The following is a 17,955-nucleotide window of genomic DNA, read 5'->3' on the forward strand; positions in this document are numbered from 1 at the left end:
GCTTTCACCCTTTTCTAACGTAATTTCAACGTAACCAAGCCAAGTAATACAAGCATTAAGGAAATAATCCAAAAGCGGATAATCACACGCGGCTCAGGCCAGCCTTTTAATTCAAAATGGTGATGAATGGGTGCCATACGAAAAATACGTTGTTTACGCAGTTTGTAAGAACCCACTTGCAAAATCACTGACAGCGTTTCCATCACAAAAACCCCGCCCATAATCACTAATAGAAACTCTTGTCGCACAAGCACTGCAACCACGCCTAATGCGCCACCTAGCGCAAGTGATCCCACATCGCCCATAAAAACTTGTGCTGGGTAAGTATTAAACCAAAGGAAACCTAATCCCGCCCCAACAATCGCAGTACAAAACACAACCAATTCAGAAGTATATTTTATATGCGGAATATACAAATAATTCGCCCATTCTATGTTACCCGTTGCCCACGCAATCAAGGCAAATGCACCAGCAACAAATACCGTTGGCATAATGGCAAGTCCATCTAAGCCATCGGTTAAATTTACCGCATTACTTGTGCCAACAATAACAAAATAGGCTAACACAACATAGAATAAGCCAAGCTGTGGCATCACTTCTTTAAAAAATGGCACAACAAGGCGTGTTGCATCGGTATCTTTGCCGACTGCATACATACCAAACACCGCCACTAAAGCAATCGCAGAAAGCCAAAAATATTTCCAGCGTGCAATTAAGCCATCTGTATTTTTGCGGGTGATTTTGCGGTAATCGTCCACAAAACCCACCACGCCATAACCGAGCAAAACAAGTAAGCTAAACCAGATATAAGGATTGGCTAAATTCGCCCAAAGTAATGTACTGACGGTAATGGCGAATAAAATCATAATCCCCCCCATCGTTGGGGTACCTTTTTTGCTTAAATGGCTTTCTGGCCCGTCATTACGCACTTCTTGCCCAAATTTTAGAATTTGTAAGCGGCGGATCACCTTTGGTCCAATCCATAAAGAAATTAACAATGCCGTTAATAATGCCAAGATCGCACGTACGGTAATATAAGAAATAACATTAAAACCACTCTGGTATTGTTGCAGATATTCTGCGAGCCAAACTAACATTGAAAGCTATCCTTTAATAATTCAATCACATTTTCTAATTGCATTCGGCGAGAGCCTTTGGCTAACACCACGACAGATTGATTTTGTGCTAATTTTTCTTTAACTAATTCAATAACAAAATCAGCTAATTGATTTTGTTGAGAAAAATGCGTCCCGCCACATTGGGCTGAAATTACGGCACTTTCCTTACCATAACTTGCGACAAAATCTAATTGTGCGGCTTTTGCAGCCTCCGCCACTTGCTGATGACAAAACTGACTATTTTCGCCTAATTCTGCCATATCGCCAACAATTAAAATGCGAAAAGCGGGATATTTTTGTAACACTTGAATCGCCGATTGCAAAGAATCCACATTGGCGTTGTATGTATCATCAAGTAACAATAAATTTTTGCAAGGCTGAATGGGGAATAAACGCCCTTTCACTTTTGTCCCTGTTACCAAACCTCGTTGCACATCAGAAAGCGTTGCCCCCACATTCATTGCCAAAGCAGCAGCGGCTAAGGCATTACTGATATTATGTTCACCTAAATAAGGTAACTGAATTGCAATATCCCCTTGCGGACTGTGTAAGACAAATTGCGATCCTTGCTCGTTGAGCTGAATTTCTGTGGCATAAAAATCAGCTTGTGAATTTGTTAAAGAAAACGACCGCACTTGGTGATCGGCGATATTCTTTTGCCAATCAGATAAATAATTGCAATCTAAATTAATTAACGCAATGCCTTGCGGTGCTAAGCCTTGATAAATTTCCCCTTTGGCTTGTGCTACCCCAGCAAGGCTACCAAAACCTTCTAAATGTGCGGCGGCAACATTATTGACCATTGCTACGTTAGGACGCACTAATTCGGTGGTGTAAGCAATTTCACCAAGATGATTCGCGCCTAATTCGATCACCGCAAATTTATGTTGTGGCGTAAGACGTAATAGGGTTAATGGCACGCCAATATCGTTATTAAAATTACCCTTGGTAAATAAAACCTGAGAAAAATCCCCCGCACTTTGTTGCAAAATGGCAGCCGTCATTTCTTTTACCGTGGTCTTACCTGATGATCCTGTTATTGCCACAGTTAGAGGGTTAATTTCTGCTTTTAACCATTTGCCCAATTGTCCTAAAGCAAGGCGAGTATCAGCCACAATGATCTGTGGTACATTAATTTCACATAGGTGATCCACAATCACCGCCAATGCCCCTTGTTCTACGGCATTGGCTAAATATTGATGGCCATCAAATCGCTCGCCTTTCAAGGCAAAGAATACGCCTTGTGGATTGGCTTGACGGGTATCCGTGCTGATATTTTCAATCATCACTCCACCTTCACCAGAAAGTGTGCCATTGAGAATATTCGCCAATTGTTGTGTCGTTAATTTAATCATTTTGTTTCACTAAAATATTGTTTTACCGTGGCTTGATCGGAAAATGGCAATTTGCTTGTGCCAATAATTTGATAATCTTCGTGGCCTTTACCCGCAATCAGCACCACATCTTGTGGTTGCGCCATTGTAAGTGCTTCTCTAATTGCTTGATCACGCTGATGAATAATCTTCACCTTGGTTAAATCAACAAATCCAGCTTGAATGTCTTGCATAATTTTCGTTGCATCTTCAGTGCGTGGGTTGTCATCAGTAACAATCACGAAATCAGCAAACTGTTCTGCAATGCGTGCCATTTGTGGACGTTTGCCCTTATCTCGATCGCCACCGCAACCAAAAACACAATAAAGCACGCCATCACAATGTAAGCGCGCGGCTTGCAACGCTTTTTCTAACGCATCTGGCGTGTGGGCATAATCCACGATAGCGGTTGCTTGGTTTGGGGCATTCAAACGCTCCATTCGACCACAAACGCCCTGTAATTTTGCCGCACTTTGGCAAAGTTCGGTTAAGGAATAACCTAAAGCAAGGAGGCTTGCAAAAGCGAATAATAAATTGCTGACATTAAATGCACCGATCAATGGGCTATGTAATTCCCCCTTGCCCCAACTGGACGCAAAATGAATTACCGCACCTTGATGATGAAATTGGATTTGCTCTGCTTTTAACCATTGTTGATGCGTTGGTTGATAATCCGCTTTTACACTTACTGCAATGGCATTCGGCAATGCCTGCAACCATTGCGCGCCAACGGGATCATCAGCATTAATCACTTTATGCTGAGTCGCTAATTCGCTGAATAAACGATATTTCGCCGCCGCATAATTTTCCATTGTATGATGATAATCAAGATGATCACGGCTCAGATTGGTAAAAATCGCCACAGCAAATTGCAAGGCTTCAACACGATGTTGTACTAAGCCGTGTGAAGATACTTCAATCGCTGCAAAATCTGCCCCAGCTTGCACAAAATGATCCAACGTAGATTGAATTTCAATGGCTGAGCCGGTGGTGTTTGTCGCTTCCTTTATTTGCCCAAGCACCCCATTCCCAATTGTCCCCATTACCGCGCTGCGATGCCCAAGCAAGTTCGCCCACTGCGCCAAAAGCTGAGCTACCGTGGTTTTACCATTCGTGCCTGTTACACCGACTAATGTTAAATGATGAGAAGGATCATCATAAAATTGCCCTGCAAGATGAGATAAATGTGATGCTAACTCATAATAGGCGATAAGCGGAATACCTTGTTCCATTTTGACGGCTAAATGTTGTTGCGGAAAATCTGCCTCAAAAAGCACCGCACTTGCCCCATTGGCAATGGCTTGTGGAATATAATTTCTGCCGTCTGTTTGATGCCCTTTTATCGCAACGAAAAGACAGCCAGTCTTTACAGAGCGGCTGTCTAAGGTCATTTCGGTCAGCTCAATCTCTTGAGGCAAATGGTTTATCCCCAAAAGTGCGGTGAGTTTTTTCATTCTTTTTTCCTCTACCAAAAGCTAGTTGGTTTTTTCATCTTTTTTCTGATCACTTAAACGAACAGTGCGTTTTGCAACTTTTTGTTGCGCGATGCCATCCGGCGTAACATTATTCATTCGTAGTGCATATCCCATAATATTTGAGAATAATGGGGCAGAAACCGCACCACCATAATATTGTCCTGCTTTTGGTTCATTAATCAGTACAATCAAGGCATAACGGGGATCAGAAATTGGAGCAATACCTGCGGTATAAGCAATATATTTATCCACATAGCGACCTTTCTCCAGTTTTTTTGCCGTCCCTGTTTTAATCCCGACACGATAACCTTCTACCATTGCGCGTTTATTTTTAATTGCCACTTTTTCCATCATATTGACCACTTCACGGGTAATTTTTTCGGAAAACACACGCTGACCAATCACTGGCGGATCAACCTTAGTAATGGAAAGTGGACGATAAATCCCAAAGCTTCCTAACGTTACGTAAGCACGGGCAATTTGTAGTGGTGTCGCATTTATCCCGTAACCATAAGCCACGTTAGCGCGTTCAATATCTGCCCAGCGTTTGCGATTTGCATTTAAAATGCCTGATTGTTCACCAATCAACCCTAACTCTGTTGGCTTCCCTAAGCCCGCATTTTGGTAGGTTTCCATTAATGCACTCGGTGGCATACGCAAAGCTAAGCGACTTACCCCACGGTTACTGGAGTTCTCAAGAATTTCATCAAGGGTTTGGCGATCTCTAGGGGCAACGTCTTTCACTTCGTGTCCATTTAACACCAAAGGCCCTGTATTAATCACTTCGTTACGCCCTACCACACCGTTTTGAAGTGCGGTCAAAACAACGAAAGGTTTTACTGTCGAACCGGGTTCAAAGGTGTCTGTAATCGCTCGGTTTCGCATTAAATCCGCTTTCACACCAACACGATTATTTGGATTATAGGAAGGGGAGTTGACCATCGCTAACACTTCACCGGTGCGAATATCCACTAACACTGCGGTACCTGATTCTGCTTTATTCTCTGCCACCGCTTTTTTGATTTCACGGTAAACCATTGATTGCAGTTTTTCATCAATACTCAAGGTAACGTCGTGGGCATCATATTTTTTTACATCTGCAATGTCTTCTACAACGTGTCCAAATTTATCCTTGCGGTAAGTACGAGAACCCGATTTTCCCACCAATAACGCGTTAAAACTTTTCTCAATCCCTTCAATGCCTTCACCATCAATATTGGTATAACCAATTAAATGAGCCGTCTCCTCGACTCTAGGATAAAAACGGCGAGCCTCTGTTTTCAGTACAACGCCTTTAATTTTTAGTTGCTTAACATAATCCGCGACGGTTGGTGAAACCTGACGAGATAAATACACGAAACGCGAAGAAGGATCTTTTTCCACGCGTTTAATTAAATGGCTATAAGAAACACCAAGGGCTTTGGCTAAGGCTTGCCAACGATCTTTATCCTGTAACGAATTCTCTTCAAACACAAATTTTGCGTCAGCTACCACGGAATACATTGGCACGCTCACAGAAAGTAATTGTCCATTACGATCTAAAATTGAACCTCGAACTGAAAGCACCTGTTGTGTTCGCACTGAACGCTTATCTGCCTCATCAGCAAGGGGATCCGCATTTACCACTTGCACATAAGCCGCTCGGGCAATCAATGCAGTTAACAAAACCATAGTGGCACAAACAGCAACACGAAAACGTATCAGCAAAAAACTACTATCGTAAGAAATTTTAGGTTTATTGCGTTTAATCGCACTGCCTGTGCTAGTGCTACGCTTTGCTTTATTATTTTTCTTAATCATCCTTGCCCCTCAAATTATTCTAATAATAAAATTTCTTGTTCTGGCGAGATATGTTGCATTTGTAATTTCCCAGTTGCAATCGCCTCAACACGAGTATTATCACTTTGGGTTGCTTCTTCTAACTTTAAGTTTAAAAATTCATTTTCTAAGGCTTGGTGTTGTAGGACTAATTCGCCTTTTTCTGCAATCAGCCCACGCGTTTGGTGAGTAATCCAAATTGTGCTTAGCGCACTCACAATCACTAATGCCATTAACGCCATCAAGAGTTTGTTTGAGGCAAAAAGATCCTCGACAATAATGCTACGCAATGGATAGCGTTCTGAATTTTCAATCATTTTTATACCCTCTCCGCAATGCGCAGCACTGCACTCCTAGAGCGTGCATTTTGTGCAATTTCTTGTTCTGTTGGCATAATTGCTTTACCAATGGTTTTTAAGGTTTGGCTACGCTGAATTTGATCTTCGCGTAATGGAAGGCCTTTTGGTAAACTTTCCCCCTTGCTTTGCTTACGCATAAAATGCTTCACCATACGATCTTCAAGGGAATGGAAACTGATGATTGACAAACGCCCTTGTGGCGCTAACACTTGTAAAGCCCCGGCTAAAACACGCTCTAGCTCTTCCAATTCGGCATTAATAAAAATACGAATGGCCTGAAAACTGCGTGTTGCAGGATGTTTATGTTTATCCTTAAAAGGTACTGATTGAGCGATTAATTCAGCTAATTGCAAGGTACGATGCAGTGGCTCTGTGCCATTTTGACGTGCGTTTTTATTATAATTAACAATAGCTTGCGCAATACGCTTAGCGAACCGCTCTTCACCAAAGGTTTTCAGTACCCAAGCAAGATCCTGCTCTGAAACCTGTTGTAACCACTGAGTCGCCGATAAACCTTGCGTAGTATCCATTCGCATATCAAGTGGCCCATCTTTCATAAAGCTAAAACCGCGTTCTGCTTCATCTAATTGCGGTGAAGAAACGCCAAGGTCGAGCAAAATCCCATCAATTTTCCCGACTAAACCGAGTTTCTCGCAGATCTCAGGGATCGCTGAAAAACTCTGATGCTCAATCTGAAAACGTGGATCTTGAATTTGCTGTGCTACTGCAATGGCACGAGGATCGCGATCAATAGCTATTAATCTGCCATCTTGTGATAAGCGAGATAAGATCAGACGAGAATGACCACCACGCCCAAAGGTACCATCAATATAGATGCCTTTTTCTTTCAATGCCAAGCCGTCCACCGCTTCATTCAATAAAACGGTAAAATGTTCAGGTGAAGAAAAAAGGTTCTGCGCGTTCATAACTCGTTGTAAAATAATAAAAAATTAAATATTAAAATGAGATAATGCGGTGTACTCAAGTACACCGCTTATCTCTGCTAGTGCCGCTGCGCTTGCTGGAAGTTCATCTTCTCTTATAACGACAGCGTAATTAATTCAGGGGATTGAGCAAGCTGCCCACTTGCACCGAGGGCCATATCTTGTTGAATTTGAGCTTGCCATTCTACATCGCTCCAAATTTCAAATTTATTTAACTGACCCACTAACATTGTGCTTTTTTCCAGTTTTGCGTGCTGGCGTAATGGCGCGCTAATCAAAATTCGCCCTACGCTGTCAAGCTCACACTCTGTGGCATAACCGAGCATCACACGCTGTAAACTGCGTTGCACAGGATCAAAATTCGACAAACTTAATAACTTTTGCTCAACAATTTCCCATTCATCTAGGGGATAAAGTAACAAGCAAGGTTGGCGAATATCTACTGTGCAAACCATTTGACCATTATTTTTTTCTAGGATCTCTGCGCGATAACGGGTAGGAATGGCAAGCCGTCCCTTTGAATCCAAATTTACCGATGATGCGCCACGAAACATTGTTTGAGATCTCTTGGTTAAAAATAAGTGCGGTTGTTTTTTACGGATTTTTTGCAGTTTTTACCACAAAACACCACTTTTTACCACTTATGCGTAAGTTTAGTATTAGTTTGACTAAGTTGCAAGCAATTTGATCCTACCTTATGTAAAGATTTGTCTATTTCAGACAAAAAGAAAGCCATTTGAGAAAGCCCCAAATGGCATTGTAAAAAATGCAAGATCGCGATCGGATCTTAAGAATTGGTTTTCTGATCCTTTTCTACTTTTTTCGGTGGTTCATCATCAAATTTCACCACCGGCACACAACTACGGCAAGCCCCTTGATCAACCCCCAATTCTTTGCAAAATTCGCTATATTTATCCCATAATCTGCGTAACACGCCTTTTGGCTGATTATCCATTTTTCCTCCTATATCGCTATTGTTCCTTGATGTGATTTATCTCTTATCATAAAAGAATTTTTTGCTTTTGCAATAACCGTTTTATTTCTTCCCGACAACCTTGCAACCATTTTTTTTTACCGCTTAAAGGCAACATTTTCATTTCACAATAATGCGCTAATAATGGCATATTTTGTGGGCTAACTTGTGCAAGTAAACGCTGAATAGCTGGTACTGTGCTGGCAAGATTTCGCTGGTAATAAGCAAAATAATATAATGCTTTCTTATCTGCTTCTGTTAATTTCTTATCCTGTTCTACACTTATAAATTGCGCTGCTAAAGGGTGAAAAGATAGCCCAATATTACGCTGAAATGCCAGCACCAATTCGTTACAAAACTGTTTTCCTACCACACTCTTTCCTTTTAGTGCTATTGCGGTATAACAACCACTACTCGCCTCTTTATGCTCGCCTAAATAAACTAGCTCAAAACCACATTTTTGCCAAAAATAAGCTAATTCTGCTGAATAACCAAAACTTACAGAAAGAAAATCGCTCTCACTATGCGCTATCACTTGTGCAATTAATCTCGTACCGATCCCTTGATGTTGCCATTTTGGTTGTACCGCAATACGAGAAATGCGGGTAGAAGTCAGTTTACAGGCGGCTTCATTCAAACTAGCTTGACACAATATTTGCGCCACTAAATTCCCTTTTGGACGACGAACACCTTGCATTATCCCTTCAAGCACAGCCCTATCTTGCATTCCACCTTCCTGCAATAACCAAACCGCCCCCAACAAATCGTCCTTTGCTTTCGCCAATAAAAATTGCTGATCTTTACCATCAAGTAAACGGCGTAAATCAGTGGGAGAGGTTTTGTAATGCGCAAGAGTAAGCAAGCCATAGAGCGCTTGATATTGTGTTTGTTGGAAAAGGCTTGAACTGTGATGCCAATAAAACTGTAACGCTGAATTTGGTTGGAAATTTGGCTGTACTAAGTTGTTTTCTGCTTCTAATAAAAGAAGATCAGCAATAAAAGGCTCAATAAGATCATCTTCACGCCAGCGTAACGGCGTGTTTAGCTCAAAATGTTGCAAAGTGCGGTGATTTTTTTGCATAAATTTAAGCAAAAAACCACGTCCCGTTCCTTCATAGCTTTGGATTGTCGTCGTGCATAAAATCGCGTGAAAATGAGAGGCTAGCTGCATTAATAACGGCAGAGGGATCATTGCGGCTTCATCAATGATCAGCCAATATTGGGTAAATTTATCCGGATTTTGTTGCACTTGCTGAGCGAGATCATCTGGGGCAATAAAAGGCAAATCTTTCTGGGCAAAATCTTGTAAAATTTGCACCGCACTTTTATTCGGTGCGGTGAGAATAACTTTGTCTAAATGAGTAGCAAATAATCCCGCCAATGCCGATTTTCCTCGTCCACGTTTGGCGGTGATGACATTGATCTCTTTTGGTTGATCCAATAACCGCTGCAAAATATGTTGTTGATCTTGGGTGGCTGAATAAACAGGTTCTAGCACTTCGCTCACTGGCTTATAGGGTTCTGGTAAAAATAACGCGTTATTGTGCTGCTGGTAAACAGGAAAGCCATACTCTCGCACTTTTTGTTGCATAAATTGCACAAAATTTGGCGTGGGAATGCCTTGTGGAACCCCGCTCCAACGTTGGCTATCTAAATCAATTTGGGAGGCTAAATGTTGCCAATGATGACACAATATATAAAGCCGTCCTCCTGCTTGTAGAGTGCCAGCGGCAATCGCAAGCGTATCCAAATTTAGGCTTTGTCTAGCATCATAAATAATCAGCGAATGTTCACGTCCAAGCTGATTTTTCGCTTTACTAAAAGGAATTAACTTAATCTTTTCAATGGCGAAAAGTGCGCTAGAATTTTCATCGAAAAAAAGCACCGCACTTTGCGTTTCAAAGCATTCTAAATAAGAGAATAAAGGAGAAAGTTGTGCCTGTAACCACTCATTTTCTCCAACCAAGAAACAAAGCTGACGGGGTTGCAAGGCTAGTCTTTGTCCATTAAATAAGGATCGGAAAAGCCCAATTCTTGCATTATTTCCGTTTCAAGGCTTTCCATTTCTTCTGCCTCATCATCTTCAATATGATCATAACCAAGTAAATGCAAACAACCGTGAACCACCATATGCGCCCAGTGAGCCATTAAAGGTTTGTCCTGTTCTTTGGCTTCACGTTCCACCACTTGACGGCAAATCACTAAATCGCCGAGCAATGGCAATTCCACTTCTTCAGGACATTCAAAAGGAAAAGAAAGCACGTTAGTGGGATAATCTTTGCCACGATAAGTAGCGTTTAACGTTTGGCTTTCGGCTTCGTCCACCACACGAATGGTGATCTCTGGTTGTAGGTTTTCTGCTTGTACTGCCGCCGTCGCCCATTGTTGAAATTGCTGTTCTGTCGGCAAATTTTCTAGCTCTTGTGAGGCAATTTGTAAATCAACGATCACATCTTTCATTCTGTTTCTTCTCGTTCTAAAGCTTGTTGTTTGGATTGTTCTTGCTGACGCTGTAAGGTGCGTTCTTGGCGGCGAATTTCTTCTTGTTCGTCCCATTTATCATACGCCTGTACCACTTTAGCGACCACTGGATGACGCACAATGTCTTTACTATCAAAATAATTAAAGCTCAATTCTGGCACATTTTCTAGCACTTCAATGGCGTGGCGTAAGCCTGATTTTTGGCTACGCGGCAAATCAATTTGTGTAATATCGCCCGTAATCACCGCTTTAGAATTAAACCCAATACGGGTTAAAAACATTTTCATTTGCTCTGTTGTGGTGTTTTGGCTTTCGTCTAAAATAATAAAACTATCATTTAACGTACGTCCACGCATATAGGCAAGCGGTGCAATTTCAATGACATTGCGCTCCATTAACTTTTGTACTTTTTCAAAGCCTAACATCTCAAACAAGGCATCATAGAGCGGTCGTAAATATGGCTCAATTTTTTGCCCTAAATCGCCGGGTAAAAACCCCAGCTTTTCCCCTGCTTCCACCGCAGGACGAGTGAGCAAAATACGGCGAACTTCTTGTCGTTCTAAGGCTTCTACCGCCGCTGCGACAGCTAAGAATGTTTTTCCGGTTCCAGCAGGCCCAATCCCAAAGCTAATGTCGTAACGTAAAATATTATGCAAATACTGAATTTGATTTGCGCCACGCGGTTTAATCAAACCACGTTTTGTTTTAATGGTGGTTTGATACACTTTTGGCACCGCATTCTGCTCTGCTAGCTCCGTATCTTCTTGTAATAATATTCGATTTTCCTGAATAGCTAAATGCACATCAGACAAATCAATTTCTTTCACTACGCCACGTACTGGAGCAGTTTCCAAATACAAGGCTTGGATCAATGTCGCTACTTTATCTAATAATTTAGCGTGGTGAGATTTAGGGTGAGAATCTTTCGATTTTAGCGTAAAAGTAAAATTACGCCGTGCAATATCTAAGAAAAATTCTTTTTCAATTAATTGGATATTTTCATCAAATGTCCCACACAGTGCCTGTAAACGGGCATTATCTTGCGGTTCAAGGGTAAAAGTTTCACTTATTTCGTTTATTGGATTGGACAAATTGTGTTCCTTTCTATTTTTGTTTTTCAGGTTACAGCCAACATCATTTGATTGTTAGTTGGCATATTATCACGTTTTAAATACAGGCTCTAATGCTCTTTGAGAAATTCTCGCTTTATAGAAATGCGAGAGATCTCTCATTTTTAATCAAAAATAAAGACGATTCTGTGAAGAGCGTCACGAAGTAAAATGATCTTGATTTACTTCATTGTGGAGTGAAAATATCATCTGGTTTGAGCTATTTTCTCTTCCACTCAAAATAAGGATGCCCTATGAAAAAAACAACATTGGCAGCTTTAATCTCTTCGTGCTTTATCAGCCAATATGCCATGGCGAGTAGCGAAGGAATCTTAGATTTCAAATCCAATACTGAACTCTTCAAACCGCTTAATATCACGGAAACCTTTGCTAAAAATGACGTATTCAATTTAGAAAATGGTTCATTAACTTTTGGTTTTAAAACTAATGGTGGTGATAATGTTTATTCTCTCTTAGGCGCCTCAACATTAGGCGGGCCTGCAAACCACTACATTAATTTCTATATGTTAAGGAAACAGGGTACGGATACCTTTGGCTTGGAGTTAAGAAATAATAACCACTATCTAATTCAAAATGCTTTACTTGCTGCCAATGTCAATAATCAAAATAAAGATTATCAAACGATTACTTACACTTTTGATAAAACAAATAATCAAATTAAAATTTATGTCAATGGTGAATTAAAGCAAACACACAATAATTCTAAATTTTTCAAAGATATTGAAAATTTAAATATTGCTTATTTAGGGAAAACCCCAAGAAGTACTGGTAATGAAATGCAGTTTAGTGGAAACATTTATTCTGCTGGAGTGACCGAACACGTCTTGTCAGAAGAAAAAATTAAAGCGTTACACCAAGAATTAGCAGATACTTATCACCGAAACGAAATTGAAAATGTGGATAAATATCGTGCTTCAGGCGCAATACTAACGGAAAAAAACGCCCTCTTTCAACCCAATCAAGATGACGCAAGAAACTATCGTATTCCCTCTTTACTCACCACACAAAATGGCGTTGTGATTGCAGCAATTGATAAACGTTGGCAACATTCTGCGGACTGGGGAAATATTGATACCGCAATCCGCCGCAGTTTTGATGGTGGTTTAACTTGGCAAAAAAGCCAAACCGTGATTGATCTTGCTAGTCAATCTTATGGTGATCAAAATTCCGCATTCTTAATCGATCCTCTTATGGTGCAAGATAAACGCAATGGACGTGTCTTTATGATTGTAGATATGTTTCCTGAAACACGCGGTTTCTTTGGGATCAAAAATCAAAATGCAGAAGGCTCAGGTTATAAAAATATTAATGGGAAATATTATCAATTATTAACTGATGAATATAATAATCGTTATACCATTCGTGAAAACGGTATTGTTTATAATGATAAAAATAAACCAACTGATTATCGTGTAGTAATTAATGGCAATCCTGAACTTGCATTTAAAGATCTTGGTGATTTATATCAAGGTAATACACGCTTAGGCAATATTTATTTACAAACTAAAAATCCAGATAATGACAGCGCACCACTTAAATCAACCATCACGAGCAATTTATGGCTAACTTATAGTGATAATGATGGTGAAACTTGGTCTAATCCTGTCAATATTAATGCTCAAGTAAAAGCGGATTGGATGCGTTTTATGGGAACAGGTCCGGGAACAGGAATTCAACTGAAAGATGGTTCTTTAGTAATGCCTGTTTACTATACGAATAATAACAATAAACAAGCGGCTGCTGTCATCATCAGTAAAGACGGCGGAAAAACTTGGGAACGTGGCGAATCACCAATTGATAGCCGATTTGCAGCACAAGGCGGATCCCGCCTTCTTGACGGTACTTACGGTTATGAAATTACCGAATCCCAAGTGATTGAGTTAGACAACGGACAATTAAAACTCTTTTCCCGTGTCACACCACATAATCGTGTTCATATTTCCACTAGCTATGATGGTGGTTATACTTGGGAAAAAGAGGTTATTTTAGACGATGTGCTATTAGAACCTTATTGTCAACTTTCAGTGATTAAATATTCCAAACGAATTAATGGCAAAGAACATATCCTTTTTGCCAACCCACACTCAAACAAACGCACCAATGGTAAAGTTTGGCTCGGTGAAGTGCAAGAAGATGGCTCTATCGAATGGAAATATACCACCACGATTACACCAAACAATTATGCTTATAGCAGCTTAACAGAATTACCAAACGGAGATATTGGATTACTCTATGAAGGTGCAGAAGGTAAAATCGAATTTGTGCGTTTAAATATTCAAGAACTTGTATGGCAAAATAATATCCTACACCGAGATAAACGAAATACGCCATTTGAATATGATCGTAATAGCACGGTGGCGGAAACGTTCTATAAAATTGGTGATGGAGAAATAATTAAAATTGGTGAAGGAATTAATCCGGCTAAAATCATTGTTAATGAAGGCACCTTAGGTTTAAAACAGCAGGAAAAAGATGGTAAAGTTCAAGCCTATTCTGAAATCATTGTAAATCCTGAAGGTACAGTCAAATTATATGGAGAAAACCAAATTAAATCCGAAAGCCTCAGCTTGAATAAAGGCACATTTGACTTAAATGGAAATAATTTCACCATCACAAATGGCGATGATAACGGGCTGCAAGCTAGAACAATTAACGGTAATATTATAAACAGCAATACAAGCAAAACCAGCACACTCAACTATTTACAATCAGGAATAAGAAAAATTAAGGGTGAAATACTCGGTGATGAGCAGGGTAAATTAAATTTTTCTTATAAACCGACCGCACTTAATAATAACCAGCTGACCTTAGAAACGAATTCGACATTAGATGAACTTAACATCAATCAAGGTAAAATAATTTATGCCTCAAACACGTCACATTTAACGCATAATGCAAATTTAGCAAATAATGCAACATTAAGCATAAAAGATAATGTGATTGCTCGTTTTAATACAATTACACTTGATGACACAAGCCAAATTAATGCCGACATTAACACCAACCAAACAAGCCATTTATTTGCTGATACACAAGGCACAGGTGCACTCAGCAAAAATGGAGATGGAACATTATATTTAATTGGACAACTCAATCACACAGGAAAAACTTTGTTAAATCAAGGGGTAACTATTTTAGAGGGAGAATTAAATCATTCTCCATTATATATCCAAGAAAATGCGAGTTTAATGGGAAATGGCGTAATTCATTCACATACGTATTGGAAAACCAATGCCCACATTATGCCAAATAATACCCCACAATTAAATCACACGACAAACGGAGATAAATCCACCAATACTGATTTCCAACCTAAAACACTCTCCTTTGCAGATGTAAACAATGAAGGCGCGGTTATTACGTTAAATGTAGATAACGTTTCCGAAGATATGACAAAATGGCGCTCTGATCAGGTTCTGATTAATGGTGATTTAACTACCACACAAGCAATTCCAGTGAACATTAACTTACGTAATAGCCATATTGGTCGGTCAGATACCAATGAAAATAATCGTTATGATGCGAATGAGGGGATCTCGCTAATTCAAGTAAAAGGAGAAACCAGTCGTATTGATGCCTTCAACTTGGCTAAAGTGGTTCACAATGATGAAAGCCATATTCATCGCTATGCCTTAGTCAGCATTGAAAAAGGCGCGACTACGGCAAGTGAAAATCACTTTGGTACAAATAATAATGATTTCTACGATTATCGATTGCAAACCTTATTAGTTAATGAAAAAGGCGAAACACTATCACCAATCATAAAAGCATCTCAAAACCCACCAAAAGGGGAAATAACTAAACCTGATAACACCACAACACCTACTTTGCCAACGACAAGTACTAATACGGCAGTAACACCGTCTGCAAATCAAAATGAGGAATTAACAGGAAGAACAGCAACCTATCGCGCTGCACTAAATAGTCAAGTCCCTGCCTATTTGATAACTAATTTAGCTTTGCTAGAGCATAGTTATATGCAGACTCAAACCTTTACACAGAACATTACGCAAGACACAAAAAACTTCTATGTTTTACAGCAACATCGTAAAGCTTCTTATGATAGCAATCTTGGCTTTACTGATTATGGATATGGATACAAATCCACTACGAACAGCACGTTATTTGGGGGAAAACTTGATCTCAATGATAAACACCCTCTTCACTTAGGGCTTGCGTTGAGTAAATTCTCAATCGAACCAAAAACCACAAAAATTGAAGGAAGCAGCTCTGCAAAATACAAGTCTGTCGGCTTATTGTTCACATTAGAAAATAAACTTACTGAGCAAAGCTATATTAATCTCAGTGGAAACTATCAATATGTAAGAGGTAAAATTTCGACTTCACAACATAAAGATTTAGCTAAAGTGAGAGGTCATTCCTGGGGGATTGGAACAGAAATGGGTTATCATTTCTTATTAAATGAAATCCGTTTAACGCCAATTATGGCTTTACAATACCAACGTAGTAAAGCCAAGATTGAAGATCATACTTTCAGTTGGAATATTAATAATGATCGACAAGCTATTTTCACTCAACAAATCGGTGGTGAAATTGCGTGGAAATTATTAAAGTTCCGTGCGATGTATGAACACAATGCAGGAAATACCCCAACTTTAACCCTCAATGATGGAACAACCCAGCAATATAAAACGGGTAAATTAGGTAACGCATTATTATTCTCTGCCAGTGCAGGTTATGATATTACGCAAAATCTAAATATCAGCGCACAAATTAGCCATAGAACATCGCTTTCTGATTATGGGCTAAAACAAACTTATTTTGCGGGTAAATTAACCTATCGTTTCTAATAGACTAACCTCTGAAGTGAGAGAAAAGCTATCATTTCTCTCACTTTTTTTATTTATCCATCCATTTCCCTAATACTCGTTCTACCTCAGCTAAATCTGTTATTCCTTCTTTTACTTTCTCCAATCCACTTTCTCGTAAGGATATATAATCCGTTTGATAGGAACGTTCCCCATTATGAAAGTGCGGTTGTAAAAATTGGTAAATGCCACTACGCCCTTTATAGCCTTGATAGCAATCGCAATCTTTAGTCAAATGATGACATTTCTTTCGTACCAATCGCTGTGCAATAACGAGCAATAGACTATTGTCAATTTCGTGCTGTTGAATACCAAGTTGCAACAAACGAGAGATCGCTGAATGTGCATCATTCGTATGCAATGTAGAAAGCACTAAATGCCCTGTTTGTGCGGCACGCAAGGCAATTGAAGCACTTTCTGCATCACGAATTTCACCAAGCATAATGATATCGGGGTCTTGCCTTAAAAAAGTGCGTAATAGGCGATTAAAGTCAAGCCCAATTTGGGGATTAATTTGTGTTTGGATAATGCCCGGTAGCTCGATTTCAATGGGATCTTCTGCGGTGAGAATATGTTTTTCTGACTGATTTAACCACTCAAGTGCGGTATAAAGAGTGATACTTTTTCCGCTCCCTGTTGGGCCTGTAACCAAAATCAAACCTTGGGGTTGAGAAAGTGCTTGCTGCAAGGTGCTTTGCTGTGTTGTATTCATTCCGAGTTGTGAAAAGGCAAGGCTGACGGGGTTATTTTTTTGTAAACGCAGCACGGCTTTTTCCCCATACTGCGTTGGTAAGGTAGAAAGGCGAAAATCGAGTATATCGGAAAACGTCGTTTTAAAATGAAAACGCCCGTCTTGTGGCAACCTTGTTTCGCTAATATCAAGCCGAGCAAGCAACTTTAAACGCGAAATCAAACGATGGCTAATTTGTGTGGATAATGGCGTTTGACATTGCAATACGCCGTCAATACGAAAGCGAATTTGCAACTGTTCACGTTGTGGCTCTAAATGAATATCTGAGGCATTCAGCTGCAAAGCATTTTCAAAAATCCGATCTAAGAGCTGAATAACGGGTTCATCGGTTTTTTCTTGCGAATCTTCCGCTTTAATCTGCTCCATAGGGCGATAAAAATCAGGTACTGCAGGCTCTTCCGCCACATTTGGTGCAAGGCTTTGTAAAAGTGATTTTAAATCTTGGGCTTGTAATAATACCGGTTCAACCACTTTTCCTGTTAAAAAAGAAAAGGTTTCACAAGCAGAAAGATTATTCAAATCATCAATGCCTAACCAAAGGGTTTGTGCATTTTCCTGCAATGGTACAGCAAAATAACGAATTAATAAGGCTTTTTGATGTTGATTTTGCTGCCATAAGTGCGGTGCAATTTCAAAATATTTTCCATCTACCGCACACACCGTTATTTGTGGCTGTAACGCATATTCCGCCATTATTTAGCCCC

General features: G+C 39.9%; 13 protein-coding genes. 1 reads left to right on the forward strand and 12 read right to left on the reverse strand.

All coding sequences use genetic code 11. From position 1 onward, the window contains the following. Nucleotides 1-14: 14 nt before the first annotated feature. The 11 genes from mraY to L4F92_RS09075 all read right to left on the reverse strand — a co-directional run bounded on the left by mraY (nt 15) and on the right by L4F92_RS09075 (nt 11,620). The gene (mraY, locus tag L4F92_RS09025; RefSeq protein ID WP_250349633.1) at nt 15-1,097 is read right to left on the reverse strand and encodes a phospho-N-acetylmuramoyl-pentapeptide-transferase; all 1,083 of its coding nucleotides are present in this window, start codon (nt 1,095-1,097) and stop codon (nt 15-17) included. Then, on the reverse strand, nt 1,091-2,473 hold the full coding sequence (gene murF / locus L4F92_RS09030; RefSeq protein WP_250363478.1) for a UDP-N-acetylmuramoyl-tripeptide--D-alanyl-D-alanine ligase: 1,383 nt from the start codon (nt 2,471-2,473) through the stop codon (nt 1,091-1,093). Before murF ends, mraY begins: the two co-directional genes overlap by 7 nt. Continuing rightward, nucleotides 2,470-3,945: a UDP-N-acetylmuramoyl-L-alanyl-D-glutamate--2,6-diaminopimelate ligase gene (murE, locus tag L4F92_RS09035; protein WP_250363479.1), complete on the reverse strand. Its 1,476-nt coding sequence runs from the start codon at nt 3,943-3,945 to the stop codon at nt 2,470-2,472. The genes murF and murE overlap by 4 nt, the downstream gene beginning before the upstream one ends. A gap of 21 nt (nt 3,946-3,966) precedes the next feature. Then, nucleotides 3,967-5,766: a peptidoglycan glycosyltransferase FtsI gene (ftsI, locus tag L4F92_RS09040; RefSeq protein ID WP_250363480.1), complete on the reverse strand. Its 1,800-nt coding sequence runs from the start codon at nt 5,764-5,766 to the stop codon at nt 3,967-3,969. 14 nt (nt 5,767-5,780) lie between these two features. Beyond that, nucleotides 5,781-6,101: a cell division protein FtsL gene (gene ftsL, locus L4F92_RS09045; RefSeq protein ID WP_250349629.1), complete on the reverse strand. Its 321-nt coding sequence runs from the start codon at nt 6,099-6,101 to the stop codon at nt 5,781-5,783. A gap of 2 nt (nt 6,102-6,103) precedes the next feature. Further along, nucleotides 6,104-7,069 carry a 16S rRNA (cytosine(1402)-N(4))-methyltransferase RsmH gene (gene rsmH / locus L4F92_RS09050; protein WP_250363481.1) on the reverse strand — a complete coding sequence of 322 codons (966 nt, stop codon included), beginning with the start codon at nt 7,067-7,069 and terminating at the stop codon, nt 6,104-6,106. A 113-nt stretch (nt 7,070-7,182) separates the two neighbouring features. Continuing rightward, nucleotides 7,183-7,641: a division/cell wall cluster transcriptional repressor MraZ gene (gene mraZ / locus L4F92_RS09055; RefSeq protein ID WP_115250036.1), complete on the reverse strand. Its 459-nt coding sequence runs from the start codon at nt 7,639-7,641 to the stop codon at nt 7,183-7,185. Nucleotides 7,642-7,874: 233 nt separating this feature from the next. Beyond that, on the reverse strand, nt 7,875-8,042 hold the full coding sequence (locus L4F92_RS09060) for a DUF5363 domain-containing protein (RefSeq protein WP_250349627.1): 168 nt from the start codon (nt 8,040-8,042) through the stop codon (nt 7,875-7,877). Between the two features lie 46 nt (nt 8,043-8,088). Further along, nucleotides 8,089-10,050 (reverse strand): GNAT family N-acetyltransferase, encoded by a 1,962-nt coding sequence (locus tag L4F92_RS09065; protein WP_250363482.1) that lies wholly within the window; start codon nt 10,048-10,050, stop codon nt 8,089-8,091. Nucleotides 10,051-10,052: 2 nt separating this feature from the next. Continuing rightward, entirely contained in the window at nt 10,053-10,520 is a 468-nt protein-coding gene (gene ybeY / locus L4F92_RS09070; protein WP_250363483.1) for an rRNA maturation RNase YbeY, read from the reverse strand. Next, nucleotides 10,517-11,620, reverse strand: a complete 1,104-nt coding sequence (locus tag L4F92_RS09075) for a PhoH family protein (RefSeq protein WP_250351653.1) — start codon at nt 11,618-11,620, stop codon at nt 10,517-10,519. The genes ybeY and L4F92_RS09075 overlap by 4 nt, the downstream gene beginning before the upstream one ends. Nucleotides 11,621-11,904: 284 nt before the next feature. On the opposite strand from L4F92_RS09075, the gene L4F92_RS09080 reads away from it, so the two are divergent. Continuing rightward, nucleotides 11,905-16,482 carry an exo-alpha-sialidase gene (locus tag L4F92_RS09080; RefSeq protein WP_250363484.1) on the forward strand — a complete coding sequence of 1,526 codons (4,578 nt, stop codon included), beginning with the start codon at nt 11,905-11,907 and terminating at the stop codon, nt 16,480-16,482. A gap of 49 nt (nt 16,483-16,531) precedes the next feature. Here the strand turns inward: L4F92_RS09080 and L4F92_RS09085 are convergent, their stop codons facing one another. Beyond that, nucleotides 16,532-17,944: a GspE/PulE family protein gene (locus tag L4F92_RS09085; protein WP_250363485.1), complete on the reverse strand. Its 1,413-nt coding sequence runs from the start codon at nt 17,942-17,944 to the stop codon at nt 16,532-16,534. Between the last annotated feature and the right edge of the window lie 11 nt (nt 17,945-17,955).

Source organism: Avibacterium sp. 21-595, assembly GCF_023611905.1.
Taxonomy (GTDB): Bacteria; Pseudomonadota; Gammaproteobacteria; order Enterobacterales; family Pasteurellaceae; genus Avibacterium.